This is a genomic window from Leisingera sp. ABM4_103 (assembly GCF_056158685.1).
Map to the genome: position 1 here is coordinate 2449369 of NZ_JBSWTU010000005.1, position 11993 is coordinate 2461361.

An 11993-nucleotide genomic window follows, 5' to 3' on the forward strand; every position below is an offset into this window, starting at 1 on the left:
GCTCAGTCCCCGTTCTCTTTCGCTTTCTCCGCCCAGCTCTTGCGGAAGGAGGCGGGCGACTGCCCGTACCGCTTCTTGAACCGGATCGACAGCTGGGTGGCGCTGCTGAACCCGGTGGCGGCGGATATTTCCGCCACCGTCATGTTGGTCTCATTCAGCAAGGCCAGTGCCCGGCCCACCCGCAGCTCGATATAGAACTGCACCGGCGAGGTGCCGGCATAGCGCTGGAACAGCCGCTCCAGCTGGCGCCGCGAGATTTGCGCATGTTCCGCCACCACGCCGATCTCCACCGGCTCCTCGATGGTGTCATGCATGAACTGCATCGCGTTGATCAGATGCTGGTTACGGCTGCTGAGCGCCACGGAATAAGCCGACTTCTGCAGCGCCTCCCGGTTGTTGGAGCGGAAGTGGATGCACATGTCCGACACGATCACCGCCAGGTCCTTGCCATGGTCGGTCTCGATCATCTCCAGCATCATGTCGGTGGCCGCATTGCCGCCGCCGCAGGTCATCATCCCGTTGTCGATCTCATAGAGGTTCGCAGTCGGTTCCAGCCCCGGAAAATACTCGGAAAACGACGGCTGATTCTCCCAATGCAGGGTAAAGCGCTGGTCCTGCAGAATTCCTGCCTGGGCCAGGGCAAAGGCGCCGGTGCAGATGCCGCCAAACCGGCTGCCATGGGCATTCTGCCGCCGGATCCAGGCGAGCGTCCGGGGGTTGGTGCTGTCCGACGGCTCAATGCCGGAGCAGACAAAGGCAAAGCTGCCGCGCGGCAGGTCCTCCAGCGCCATGCCGGTGTTGATCTCAATACCGTTGGAGCAGGGCACCGGCGCGCCGTCCTCGCTCAGCAGAAACCAGCGGTACAGCTCCTTGCCAGTCACCTGGTTGGCGATCCGCAAGGGTTCCACCGCGGCGCTGAATGCCAGCATGGTCAGCTTCGGCAGAAGCAGGAAGTAGATGTCTTTGGGCGGCCCGTCGTAATCAACCCGGAAACTGGCCGCACCTTTCGGGACAAAGCTGCGGAGTGTCATATCGCTAACCTAACAGATGGGATGTTCACTTTGAAATGCGCGCCGGAGGGGAGGCTCCGGCGCGCGGGGCGGTCAGGCGGTCAGCTCGGCCACCGGTTCGCCGCTGTCCTCCCAGGCGGTGATTTCCTCCTCACTGGCCCGGGGCGAGAACAGCCCGGTCATCGCATAGAAGATGCCGATCAGCGGCGACAGCCAGCAGGCAAAGGCCAGCGGGATGTACAGCAGGTTCTCAAAGTTGCCGTCGGCAATTCCCAGCGCCAGCGCCGAGATCACAAATGCGCCGCCCGCGTTCCAGGGGATCAGCGGCGACACCAGCGTGCCGCCTTCCTCGATGGCGCGCGACAGGTTCAGCGGCGAGTACTTCATGCCGCGGTAAACCGGCGCATACATCCGGCCGGGCAGGGCGATAGACAGATAGGGGTCACCCGCCACGGTGTTGGTCGTCACCGAGGTCAGAATGGCCGAGGTCTGGATGCCGGCAAAGGACTTCACCCGGGCAATGATCACCTCGATGATCGCCTGCAAACAGCCGGTCCGCTCCAGCGCGCCGCCGAACCCCAGCGCCAGCAGCACCAGCGAGATGGTCCACATCATAGACTGGATGCCGCCGCGGTTCAGCAGCGGGTCGATCTCCGCCACGCCGGTGTCGATGGAATAGCCGCTGTTGGCGAAGGTAAAGGTCTCATGCAGGCCCGCACCCTGACACACCATCGCCATGATGCCGCCGACCACAGCCCCGGCAAACAGCGACGGGATCGGCGGCTGCTTCTTCACGGCCAGGAAAATGACCAGCAGCGCCGGCAGCAGCATCAGCGGCGAGATCCAGAACGCCTCGTCCAGCGCCGCGGTGATCGCGTCAATCCGCTCAAACGACACTTGCGAGGTGTCGATCAGGGTGAAGCCCACAACCAGATAGATCACCAGCGCGATCAGCATCGACGGCACGGTGGTCGGCAGCATGTTGCGGATGTGGTCGAACAGGTTGGTACCAGTGACGGCAGGGGCCAGGTTGGTGGTGTCCGACAAGGGAGAGATCTTGTCGCCGAAGAAGGCGCCCGAAACCACGGCTCCGGCGGTCCAGTACATCGGAATGCCAAAGCCCGCGCCGATCCCCATCAGCGCCAGGCCGACGGTGCCCACGGTGCCCCAGGAGGTGCCCAGCGACACCGACACGATGGAGCACAGCACCATGCCCGCGGCCAGGAACAGCTCCGGCGACAGGATCTTGAGGCCGTAATAGATCAGCGTAGGCACGGTGCCGCTGGCAATCCAGATGCCGACGATCATGCCCACGGTGATCAGGATCGACACCGACGGAAGCGAGATGTTGATGACGTGGAACACGCCCTCTTCGATGTTGTCCCACTTGTGGCCCAGCTTCAGCCCCACCAGCGCGGTGATGGCAATGCCGATGGCCAGCGGGATATGCGGGGTGAAGTCCCCGAAATAGAACAGCTGGACCCCCAGTACGGCCAGCGTCAGCACGATGGGCAGCAGCGCCATTCCAAGGCCGGGTTTAACAGTTTTCGGATCGATTGGTGACACGGGGTTTCTCCTCCCTTGGGTCAGATCGCCTGTGCGAGGCGGATGCAGATACACACCAGACAACGCCCTCCCGGACTCGATGCCAGCGCGCCGGAATGGTCGGCATTTGCGACATTGAGGAGATAATTCCCCCTCTGGGGAAGTTGTGTTCCAATAGGGGAATTGTTCCGATGCGGCCTGGGCTGCGGCACCGTGAGGGAACACGGGACAGCACGCGCAGGGAGCCTCAGGTGCCTTGCGCAAACGCAACAGCCGCAGGGTGATTGCAGCCGGTTTCTGGATTATCCTGCCGGTTGCCTTACTCTGGCCGGCAGGCTAACCGCTTGGGAAACGGCATGAAAAGACTGCGCAACCCCCGCACTGGGGTCGATCAGGGCGATACCGGCATCTTCTCGGATTTCGAGGATGGCGGCGCGATGTGGACCGGCTCCGGCCCGCGCGAGCGGCGCCGGGCGGTGGCTTTTGCGGAACCTTTTGCCCGCCCGCCCTCCGTGCATGTGTCGGTATCGCTGTGGGATATGGACACCTCCGCAGCCATTCGGGCAGAGCTGGTGGCGGAAAACATCACCTGCGAAGGGTTCGATATCGTTTTCCGCACCTGGGCCGACAGCCGCGCCGCCCGGCTGCGCGCCGCCTGGCTGGCAATCGGCGAACTGCCCTATGCCGATGACTGGGACGTCGATTAAGCCTCGGCCGTAAGGCGTCCGGCGCGCAGCAGCTTGCGGAACTTGGGGCACTCCAGATGGCTGGGCGCCGGGCAGTCCGCTACATGGCGCAGCGCGTCGCGCAGGGTGGACAGCTCTTGGATTTGCGCCTCCAGCGCGTCGGCGCGGGCGTGCAGCTGGTCCCGCGGCAGATCCGGCCGGCCGTCCTTGCCGAACATCCCGGAAATCTCCTGCAACGAAAACCCCGCCGCCTTGGCCAGCGTGATCAGCGAAAGCTGCAGCAGCGTTTCGGGTCCGAACTGCCGCCGCAGCCCCTTGCGCCCGGCTGAGGTGATCAGCCCGATCTCCTCATAATACCGCAAAGCCGAGGCCGCGACGCCAGAACGCTCCGCGACCTCGCCAATATCCAGAAGTTTCATCCTTGACCTCAAGCTGGCTTGAATTCGCAGGCTGCCAGTCTTGAACGGATTGGACAAGGAATATCCCCGATGAAAACGCACGAGACAGCGGTTTGGCAGCAGCCCAGGGCCATCGCGCTGCTGATGGCGGCCAGCCTCACGGTGATGGCGAACGCCACGATCAGCCCGGCGCTGGCCGGGCTGGAACAGGAATTTGCGGATGCAGAGGACGCGGGCTTTCAGGTGCGGCTGCTGGTCACCGTGCCCTCTCTGGGGGTGATGCTGACCGCGCCGCTGGCGGGCTGGCTGACCGACCGCGCCGGGCGGCGCGGGGCGCTTCTGGCGGGGGTCTGGCTTTTCATCCTCTGCGGCACGGCGGGGTTTTACCTGCCGGATCTGCACCTGATGCTGGCCAGCCGCTTTGGCCTCGGCATCGCAGTCGGCCTGATCATGACCGCACAGACCGCCCTGATCGGCGACTACTTCACCGGCGCCCGGCGGCAGGCGCTGACCGGGCTGCAAATCTCTGCCCGCAACTTTGGCGGGCTGGTGTTCATCGGCACAGCAGGGCTGGCCGCGACACTGTCGCCGCGGCTGCCGTTCCTGATCTACGGGCTGGGGGCGGTGTGCCTCTTTGCCGTCTGGCGCCACGCCCCGGAACCCCGGCACAGCGGCAGCGGGGCAGGGCAGCCAGAGGCGCCAGGGCACCCGGCCTGGCTGGTGCTGGTCATTGCCGTCTCGGCGTTGCAAATGCTGACCAATGGCCTTTTCTTCATGATGCCGACCCAACTGCCGTTCTTCTTTGCCGCGCAAGGTCTCAACAGCGCACTGATGACCGGCGCCGGTCTGGGCCTGCTGTCGCTCTGCGGCGGCATCACCGCGCTGCTTTATGCGCGGTTCAAAGGCACGCTGCCCCATGCTGCGGTCTTTGCCGCCGGCTACAGCGCGCTGGCCCTTGGCTTTGCAATTCTGGCGCAAGAGGGCAGCCCGGCCCTGTCCCTCACCGGGGCGATGGCCGTCGGCATCGGCTATGCCACGGTGTCCCCGGGGTTTGTGGCCATTGCACTGGCGCTGGCCCCGGCCAGGCGGCGCGGCACCGCAGGGGCGATCCTCACCGCCTCGGTGTTCTGCGGCCAATTCCTGTCGCCCTTCGCCAGCACTCCGGCAATAGCGCAATGGGGGTATGGCTGCGCTTTCGGCGCGGCTGCGGCGGTGCTGGCGCTGATGGCAGCCGCCGCGCTGGCCGCGGCCCTGCACACGGCCCGCCGCCGCGCCGCCGCCTGAAACGAAAAAGCCCCGCAGAAACGCGGGGCTTTCCAAATTCCGGAAAACAGCAGCTTCAGCCGCCGTTGGAATAGAGGCTCTCGTAGATCGGAACCAGCGTCTTGTCCTCGAACAGCGACGACACAGAGGTGCCATGCCAGATGTTCAGGATCGCCTGGGTGAACAGCGGCGCGGTCGGCACGATACGGATGTTCGGCGCGGCCTTCACTTCTTCGGTGGGCTGGATCGAGTCGGTCAGCACCAGCGATTTCATCACCGAGTTGGTGACGCGCTCCACCGCCGGGCCGCTCATGACACCGTGGGTGATATAGGCGTGGACTTCCTTGGCGCCGTTATCCAGCAGCACCTGCGCCGCCTTGCACAGGGTGCCGGCGGTGTCGCACATGTCGTCGACGATCAGGCAGATCTTGTCCTTCACGTCGCCGATCACGGTCATCTCTGCAACTTCACCCGGCTTCTCGCGGCGCTTGTCGACGATCGACAGCGGCGCGTTGATGCGCTTGGCCAGCTCGCGGGCGCGGGCCACGCCGCCGACGTCCGGCGACACCACCATCAGCTCGCCCATCCGGTCCTTGAACTGGTCCTTCACGTCCAGCGCAAAGATCGGGCTGGCATACAGGTTGTCCACCGGAATGTCGAAAAAGCCCTGGATTTGGGCTGCGTGCAGGTCCATGGTCAGCACCCGCTCGATACCCGCACCGGTCAGCATGTTGGCCACCAGCTTGGCCGAAATCGGCGTGCGCGCCTTGGTGCGGCGGTCCTGGCGGGCATAGCCGAAGTAAGGGATCACTGCGGTGATCCGCTGGGCCGAGGACCGGCGCAGCGCGTCGGAGATGATCAGCAGCTCCATCAGGTTGTCATTGGCCGGGTTCGAGGTCGGCTGGATGATGAACATGTCCTCGCCGCGGACGTTCTCATAGACTTCGACGAAGATCTCGCCATCATTGAACCGCTCGACGCGGGCATCCACCAGGCCCTGGTCGACACCGCGGTGCATGCTCATACGGCGGGTGATGGCTTGGGCAAGAGGAAGGTTGGCGTTCCCAGCAATCAGCTTGGGTTCGTTCAAGGTCGGCATTGGCTGTTATCCCCAGGCAGCAATGGCAATGTGTCAAATTCGTGATATTGAACCCCGCTTATCATGCACTTACCTTCGCGCAAAGTTCTAAGCGGGAGATACATCCTATGGCAGTAATTGATTTCTACTTTTCCACCCTTTCGCCGTTTTCCTATCTCGCAGGAACCCGCCCGTGGGAGATTGCGGCCCGCCACGGGGCAGAGGTGAACTGCAAGCCGCTGGACATCCTGGCGCTGTTTTCCCGCACCGGCGGCACGCCTCCGGGCGAGCGGCATCCGTCGCGCCAGGAATACCGGCTGATCGAGCTGCAGCGGCAGGCGGCCAAGCTCGGTCTGCCGATCAACCTGAAACCGGCCCATTGGCCAACCAATGCGGCGCCCTCGTCCTATGCCATCATCGCGGCGCAAAACACAGGCGGCGGCGATATGGGGCAGCTGGTCCATTCGATCCTGCGCGCCTGCTGGGCGGAGGAGAAGGACATTGCCGGTGACGCGGTGATCCGCGCCTGCCTCGAGGGCGCCGGCTTCGACCCCGCGCTGGCGGACAGCGGCCTCCTGGCCGGCGCGGAGACCTATGCGCAAAACCTCGAGGATGCGGTCACAGCCGGCGTCTTTGGCGCGCCGTTCTGGGTGACGGCGGACGGCGCTAGGTTCTGGGGCCAGGACCGGCTGGAGGACCTGGACGCGCATCTGGCGGAGACGGCGGCGTGAAGGATCAGCTGGACGGTATTTTCTCGCGCAGCTTCGGGCAGGGCCCGCGGCCTGTGCTGGCGGTGCATTGCTCGCTGGCCCATTCCGGCGCCTGGCGCGGCCTGGCAGAGGTGATGGCGGAGGAAATCACCCTCACCGCCTTTGACATGCTCAGTCACGGCCGCAGCCCGGACTGGGACGGGCAGGGCAATTACCAGCTGCTGAACGTGGAGGCAGGCCTCGCGCTGCTGACGGACCCGGTGGACCTGGTCGGCCATTCCTTCGGGGCCACTGTCGCCCTGCGCATGGCGATGGCCAAGCCGCATCTGGTGCGCAGCCTGACTCTGATTGAGCCGGTGCTGTTTGCCGTCGCCAAGGCCGATGCCCCGGACGTGCTGGCCGCGGTGGAGGCCGACAGCCAGCCCATCGACGCCGCCTGGGCCGCCGGCGATCTGGAGCTGACGACCCGGCTGTTCAACCGCCTGTGGGGGCCGGGAGAGCCGAAGTGGCCGGACCTGCCAGAGCAGCTGCGCGCCGCGATGATGCGCGCAATGCCGGTGATCCCCGCCAGCCACGGCACGCTCTACCTGGATGAGAACGGCACCCTGGCGCCGGGGGCGCTGGATCCGGTCACGATGCCTGCACTGCTGGTCACCGGATCGGACAGCCCGCCGGTGATGGCAGAGATCGCCCAGGGCCTCACCCGCCGCCTGGGCAATGCCCGCGCCGTATCGGTGCCCGGCGCAGGCCACATGCTGCCGGTGACGCATCCGGCAGAGACGGCTGAACTCTTGCGCGGGTTCTGGCAGCGGGCCTGAGCCTTTGCGCCGCCGCTGCAGGCAAGGCAGGATAAGCCAGCACGGGCTGCAGCGGCGGAGGACGCACCGATGGCATCGAAGAAGGATCTCTTGAAAACGCTCCTCAAGGGCTTGGAGACCGGCGACCCCGCGGCTGCCGCTGTGGTCAATGAGGACAAGTACATCCAGCACAACCCCCAGACCCATGAGGGCAGCGAAGGGCTGGCCGAGCTGTTTGCCCGCCTCGCCAAGACCTCCCCCAAGGTGCGTTTCATACGGGTGTTCGAGGATGGCGATTTCGCCTTTGCCCATGTCGAGTACGACTTCTCCTCCCTGCGCGCAGCCTTCGAGGTGTTCCGGTTTGAGGACGGCAAGGCGGTGGAGCATTGGGACAACATCCAAGCCCTGCGCGGCCCCAACCCCTCCGGCCGGGGGATGCAGGACGGCACCACGGAGATCACGGATCTGGACAAGACCGAGGAGAACCGGACCCTCGCGCGCCGCTTCACCGAGCAGGTGCTGATCGGGCAGCGGCTGGACCTTTTGCCGGACTATGTCCGCGCGGATCTTATCCAGCACAGCCCGGACCTGGCGGACGGTTTGCCCGCGCTGCAGGAGGCTCTGGCGGCCACGCACGACGGCACACCCGCGATCCGGTACCAGCGCCTCCACCGGGTGCTGGCGGAAGGCGACTTCGCTCTCTGCGCCAGCGAGGGTCATCTGAACGGCTCGCACACCAGTTTCTACGACCTGTACCGTATCGCAGACGGCAAGATCGCGGAGCATTGGGACACGGTCGAGACCATCCCGCCGCGCAGCGCATGGAAGAACGACAACGGCAAGTTCTGAACCGCCAGGGTCCGCTCCCTGGCCCCGGACGTTTGATTCTGACGGCACTGACCCTAGACTGGCAGGCAGTTGGTTCATCGGCGGGAGGGTCACATGCCCGGACTTGATTTCTGGTATTCGATCGGCAGCACCTACACCTACTTGACCGTGATGCGGATCGCGGACGCGGCGGCCGAGGCCGGCGTTGCGGTCCGCTGGCGCCCCTTCAACGTGCGCCACGTGATGACGGTGCAGAACAACATCCCCTTCAAGGACAAGCCGGAAAAGACCGCCTACATGTGGCGCGATGTCGAACGCCGCGCGCAGCGCTATGGCTTCCATGTGCGGCTGCCGGCGCCCTATCCGCTGCCGGAGCTGGTGCTGGCCAACCAGGTCGCGGCGCTCGGCGCGGCGGAGGGCTGGGGAGAGGCCTATACCCAGGCCGCCTACCGCTGCTGGTTCGAGGCGGGCCAGCCCGCGGGCGAGGACCCGAACCTCAGCGCCAGCCTGGAGGCCGCAGGCCAGGATCCGGCCCGTGTGCTGGAGGCGGCGCAGTCAGAGGAAACTGTCCGGATGCTGGCCAAAGCGACAGACGAAGCAATGGCCCTTGGCATCTTCGGCGCGCCCAGCTTTGCGGTGGGCAAGGAGATCTTCTGGGGCGACGACCGGCTGGAAGACGCGCTGCTCTGGGCGCAGGGCCGCCAGTAACCGCGGCCCGGCCGCACTTTAAAGCAACGACAGGAACGCCCGGATATCCTCTTCCGGAACCGACCAGTCGCAGACAAAGCGGGCTGTGACCAGCTCATGCTCCGGCCCCTGCAGCAGCCCGTCCCACAGGTGGTAGATGGCGCCTGCGGCGAACAGTTCCTGATGCTTCCCGCGGGGCAGGGCGGCAAAGATCATGTTGGCCTGCGGCGGATGGGTGAAATGCGCACCCGCCGCCTCCAGACCCTCGGCCAGCAGCGCCGCCTTGGAATTGGCCGCGCGGGCGTTTTTAAGCCACAGATCATCGTTCAGATAGGCGAGCATCTGCGCCGACAGATACCGGTGCTTGGAAAACAGATGCGCCCCGCGCTTGCGGCGGTACTCGAACTCCTGCGCGTGTTTGGGATCAAAGAAGATCACCGCCTCCACCCCCAGGCAGCCGTTCTTGGTGCCGCCGAACGACACCGCATCCACGCCAGCCTTCCAGGTCATCTCCGCCGGCGTGCAGCCCAGCGACACCAGCGCATTGGTGAACCGCGCGCCGTCCATATGCACCGGCAGCCCGTATTCCTTGGCTGCCGCGCAGACCGATTGCAGCTCCGTCAGGCTGTAAACGGTGCCGAACTCCGTGACTTGCGTCAGCGACACCGGCCCCCGCTGCGGCCCATGCACACCGCGGGTCTCCTCGCCCTCGATGGCGGCGCGCAAAGCCTCAGACGTCATCTTGTCCGCATCTGTGACCAGCGTCAGCTTGGCACCGCCGCTGTAGAACTCCGGCGCGTTGCATTCATCCATGTTGATATGGGCAGGCTTGGTGCAGAACACCGTCTGCCACGGCTGCGCCAGCGTCGACAGCGCCAGCACATTGGCCGCAGTGCCGGTCGCCACCAAGTAAACCGCCGCCTCCGGCGCCTCGAAAATCTCCCGGATCCGCGCCGTCACCTCGGCCATTTCCGCATCGGCGCCATAGCCCATGGCATAGCCCCGGTTGGCCGCGGCCAGGGCGTCAAGGATCTGCTGCGGCACCGGGCCGGAATTGTCGGAGGCGAAATGCATCGGGCTGTGTCCTTGGTCTGCATGCGGTTACGCCCCAAGCAGTAGGCAGTTCTGCGGCGGATTCCAAGCCGTGCCTGTCCCGCGCTTTCAGAACATTTGCGCGAACAGATACCCCATTGCGAAGCCGGTGCAGGTGCCGGCAATGGCCCAGACGGTCAGCTGCCGCGCCAGATGATACCTGTGCCAGGCCTGGATATCATTGGCCTGCCGGCCGCTCAGATCCAGGGTCGAGAGGAACTCTTTCGCCTTATAGATTTCCCGCCGGCTGAAATAGGCGCCGTGCTTGAATGGCATTGACCGCCCTCCTGCTGGAATACCAGTTCGGACCCGGAGCCGCTGCTGTGCCGGCCCGGCGCCCGGTTCTTCCCAGAATGCGGGAGGGGGAGTGCGCTTTGCAACCCTGAATTGCAAGGGTGCTTAATGAAACCGACCCGGCCGGCGGGGCAAACCCGCTCAGCCCAGGGGCTCGTCGATGATGTGGTCTTCCCACTCTTCTTCGGCGATCTCGAACTCCGACACCGTCCAGCCGCGCACCGAAACCCCGGCCTCATGCACGCTCTCCGGGGTGCCCGTCAGCAAAGGGTGCCATTCCGGCAGCGGTTTGCCCTGCCACAGCAGCCGGTAGGCGCAGGTTTCCGGCATCCAATAGGCGTGGGTGTCCAGGTTGTCCGGTTTCAGCACGATGCATTCCGGCACGAACTGATGCCGGATCGGATACTGCGCGCAGCGGCAGGTGCTGTCGTCCAGCAGGCGGCAGGCCACCCGGGTCAGCGCCACCTCGCCGCTGTCCTCATCCTCCAGCTTGTTCAGGCAGCACTTGCCGCAGCCGTCGCACAGCGCTTCCCATTCCTTCTGGCTCAGCTTTGCCAGCGGCTTCTTCTCCCAGAAGCGCGCGCCCAGGCCGGAGCGGTCGATCACGTCCTTGCCCCGTCTCATAGCGCCGCCAGGATTTCGCGCGCCTGGGCGCAATCCGCGTCCATCTGGGCGGTCAGCGCGTCCAGCCCGTCGAACTTCAGCTCAGGCCGCAGGAATTCCACCAGCCCGACCGACAGCGTCGCCCCGTAAAGGTCGCCGGAGAAATCGAACAGGAAGGTCTCGATATTCGGGACCACGCCGCCGAACATCGGCCTGACCCCGATGGAGGCCGCGCCGTGATAGCTGCCCTGATGCGGGCCGTCCAAGACATCGACCAGCACCGCATAGACGCCAAAGCGCGGCTGGTGCAGCCCCTCGATCGACATGTTGGCGGTGGGAAAGCCCAGCTCCCGCCCGCGCTGCTCGCCGCCGATCACCACCCCCTCGATCCGGTGCCAGTGGCCCAGCATCTCCTTGGCATCCGCAGGCCGCCCCTCGCTCAGCGCGTTGCGGATCGCGGTAGAGGACACCGCGTGCTCGGAATACTCCATCAGCGGCGCAATGGTGACGCCAAACCCGTATTGCGCGCCAAACCGCTGCAGGTCTTCGGCATTGCCGGCCCGGCCCTTGCCGAAACAGAAATCGGCACCCACCACCACATGCGCCAGACCCAGCCCTTCGGCGATCACGTCGCGGGCGAATTCCTCCGGCGTCAGGCTCGACAGCGCGGTGTTGAAGTTCAGCTCATACAGCCGCTCCACCCCCAGCTTCTCCAGCCGGTGAGCGCGGGTCTCGGCCCGCATCAGGCGGAAGGGCGGGGCATCGGGCGCAAAAAACTCGCGCGGATGCGGCTCAAACGTCATCACCCCCAAGGGCGCCCCGGGAGCGGCCTCGCGGGCCAGCTCGATCACCGATTGATGGCCCAAATGCACGCCGTCGAAGTTGCCGATGGCAACAGTGGCGCCCCGGTCCTGGTCTTCGACGAATTCAAAATCTCTGACGATACGCATGGCGCATCCGTACCCGCACCCGCGCGGCGGTTCAAGCGGCCAGTGGCGGGGG

The 11993-nt window shown here is 65.4% G+C and carries 14 protein-coding genes; 6 read left to right on the top strand and 8 right to left on the bottom strand.

Going from position 1 to position 11993, the window contains the following annotated elements; genetic code table 11:
• Positions 1–2: 2 nt before the first annotated feature.
• Positions 3–1031, bottom strand: a complete 1029-nt coding sequence (locus tag ACXAED_RS13530) for a GlxA family transcriptional regulator (protein WP_475050591.1) — start codon at positions 1029–1031, stop codon at positions 3–5.
• A 72-nt stretch (positions 1032–1103) separates the two neighbouring features.
• Positions 1104–2534, bottom strand: a complete 1431-nt coding sequence (gene nhaC / locus ACXAED_RS13535) for a Na+/H+ antiporter NhaC (RefSeq protein WP_475053111.1) — start codon at positions 2532–2534, stop codon at positions 1104–1106.
• Positions 2535–2911: 377 nt separating this feature from the next.
• Here nhaC and ACXAED_RS13540 point away from each other — a divergent pair, with 377 nt between their 5' ends.
• Positions 2912–3262: an H-type lectin domain-containing protein gene (locus ACXAED_RS13540; RefSeq protein ID WP_475050593.1), complete on the top strand. Its 351-nt coding sequence runs from the start codon at positions 2912–2914 to the stop codon at positions 3260–3262.
• On the opposite strand, the gene ACXAED_RS13545 is transcribed toward ACXAED_RS13540, so the two are convergent.
• Positions 3259–3660: a helix-turn-helix domain-containing protein gene (locus ACXAED_RS13545; protein WP_475050594.1), complete on the bottom strand. Its 402-nt coding sequence runs from the start codon at positions 3658–3660 to the stop codon at positions 3259–3261. The two genes, ACXAED_RS13540 and ACXAED_RS13545, sit on opposite strands and share 4 nt — an antisense overlap.
• A gap of 69 nt (positions 3661–3729) precedes the next feature.
• Between ACXAED_RS13545 and ACXAED_RS13550 the strand changes: the two genes are divergently transcribed.
• Positions 3730–4923, top strand: coding sequence for an MFS transporter (locus ACXAED_RS13550; RefSeq protein ID WP_475050595.1), 1194 nt, complete (start codon positions 3730–3732; stop codon positions 4921–4923).
• A gap of 55 nt (positions 4924–4978) precedes the next feature.
• Here ACXAED_RS13550 and ACXAED_RS13555 read toward each other — a convergent pair whose 3' ends face one another.
• Positions 4979–6001 (bottom strand): ribose-phosphate pyrophosphokinase, encoded by a 1023-nt coding sequence (locus tag ACXAED_RS13555; protein ID WP_475050597.1) that lies wholly within the window; start codon positions 5999–6001, stop codon positions 4979–4981.
• Positions 6002–6108: 107 nt separating this feature from the next.
• On the opposite strand from ACXAED_RS13555, the gene ACXAED_RS13560 reads away from it, so the two are divergent.
• The 4 genes from ACXAED_RS13560 to ACXAED_RS13575 all read left to right on the top strand — a co-directional run bounded on the left by ACXAED_RS13560 (position 6109) and on the right by ACXAED_RS13575 (position 9023).
• A complete protein-coding gene (locus ACXAED_RS13560) occupies positions 6109–6711 on the top strand; it encodes a DsbA family protein (RefSeq protein ID WP_475050598.1) in 603 nt (200 codons plus the stop codon).
• Complete coding sequence (locus tag ACXAED_RS13565; RefSeq protein WP_475050599.1) at positions 6708–7508, top strand: alpha/beta fold hydrolase; 801 nt, start codon at positions 6708–6710, stop codon at positions 7506–7508. The genes ACXAED_RS13560 and ACXAED_RS13565 overlap by 4 nt, the downstream gene beginning before the upstream one ends.
• Before the next feature lie 69 nt (positions 7509–7577).
• Complete coding sequence (locus ACXAED_RS13570) at positions 7578–8336, top strand: nuclear transport factor 2 family protein (RefSeq protein ID WP_475050602.1); 759 nt, start codon at positions 7578–7580, stop codon at positions 8334–8336.
• Between the two features lie 93 nt (positions 8337–8429).
• A complete protein-coding gene (locus ACXAED_RS13575; RefSeq protein WP_475050604.1) occupies positions 8430–9023 on the top strand; it encodes a DsbA family protein in 594 nt (197 codons plus the stop codon).
• Between the two features lie 18 nt (positions 9024–9041).
• Here ACXAED_RS13575 and ACXAED_RS13580 read toward each other — a convergent pair whose 3' ends face one another.
• From ACXAED_RS13580 to ACXAED_RS13595, 4 genes are all read right to left on the bottom strand, one after another.
• Complete coding sequence (locus ACXAED_RS13580; protein ID WP_475050605.1) at positions 9042–10076, bottom strand: threonine aldolase family protein; 1035 nt, start codon at positions 10074–10076, stop codon at positions 9042–9044.
• Between the two features lie 87 nt (positions 10077–10163).
• Positions 10164–10370, bottom strand: coding sequence for a hypothetical protein (locus tag ACXAED_RS13585; RefSeq protein WP_475050608.1), 207 nt, complete (start codon positions 10368–10370; stop codon positions 10164–10166).
• 159 nt (positions 10371–10529) lie between these two features.
• Positions 10530–11012 carry a YcgN family cysteine cluster protein gene (locus ACXAED_RS13590; protein WP_475050610.1) on the bottom strand — a complete coding sequence of 161 codons (483 nt, stop codon included), beginning with the start codon at positions 11010–11012 and terminating at the stop codon, positions 10530–10532.
• Positions 11009–11941: a bifunctional riboflavin kinase/FAD synthetase gene (locus ACXAED_RS13595; RefSeq protein WP_475050613.1), complete on the bottom strand. Its 933-nt coding sequence runs from the start codon at positions 11939–11941 to the stop codon at positions 11009–11011. The genes ACXAED_RS13590 and ACXAED_RS13595 overlap by 4 nt, the downstream gene beginning before the upstream one ends.
• Positions 11942–11993 lie beyond the last annotated feature (52 nt).

Coding starts and splice junctions, on each gene's coding strand:
- nhaC (WP_475053111.1), bottom strand. CDS start 2,534: ATGGCGCTGCTGCCCATCGTGCTGACGCTGGCCGTACTGGGGGTCCAG.
- ACXAED_RS13540 (WP_475050593.1), top strand. CDS start 2,912: ATGAAAAGACTGCGCAACCCCCGCACTGGGGTCGATCAGGGCGATACC.
- ACXAED_RS13555 (WP_475050597.1), bottom strand. CDS start 6,001: ATGCCGACCTTGAACGAACCCAAGCTGATTGCTGGGAACGCCAACCTT.
- ACXAED_RS13595 (WP_475050613.1), bottom strand. CDS start 11,941: ATGCGTATCGTCAGAGATTTTGAATTCGTCGAAGACCAGGACCGGGGC.
- ACXAED_RS13585 (WP_475050608.1), bottom strand. CDS start 10,370: ATGCCATTCAAGCACGGCGCCTATTTCAGCCGGCGGGAAATCTATAAG.
- ACXAED_RS13570 (WP_475050602.1), top strand. CDS start 7,578: ATGGCATCGAAGAAGGATCTCTTGAAAACGCTCCTCAAGGGCTTGGAG.
- ACXAED_RS13550 (WP_475050595.1), top strand. CDS start 3,730: ATGAAAACGCACGAGACAGCGGTTTGGCAGCAGCCCAGGGCCATCGCG.
- ACXAED_RS13590 (WP_475050610.1), bottom strand. CDS start 11,012: ATGAGACGGGGCAAGGACGTGATCGACCGCTCCGGCCTGGGCGCGCGC.
- ACXAED_RS13580 (WP_475050605.1), bottom strand. CDS start 10,076: ATGCATTTCGCCTCCGACAATTCCGGCCCGGTGCCGCAGCAGATCCTT.
- ACXAED_RS13530 (WP_475050591.1), bottom strand. CDS start 1,031: ATGACACTCCGCAGCTTTGTCCCGAAAGGTGCGGCCAGTTTCCGGGTT.
- ACXAED_RS13575 (WP_475050604.1), top strand. CDS start 8,430: ATGCCCGGACTTGATTTCTGGTATTCGATCGGCAGCACCTACACCTAC.
- ACXAED_RS13560 (WP_475050598.1), top strand. CDS start 6,109: ATGGCAGTAATTGATTTCTACTTTTCCACCCTTTCGCCGTTTTCCTAT.
- ACXAED_RS13545 (WP_475050594.1), bottom strand. CDS start 3,660: ATGAAACTTCTGGATATTGGCGAGGTCGCGGAGCGTTCTGGCGTCGCG.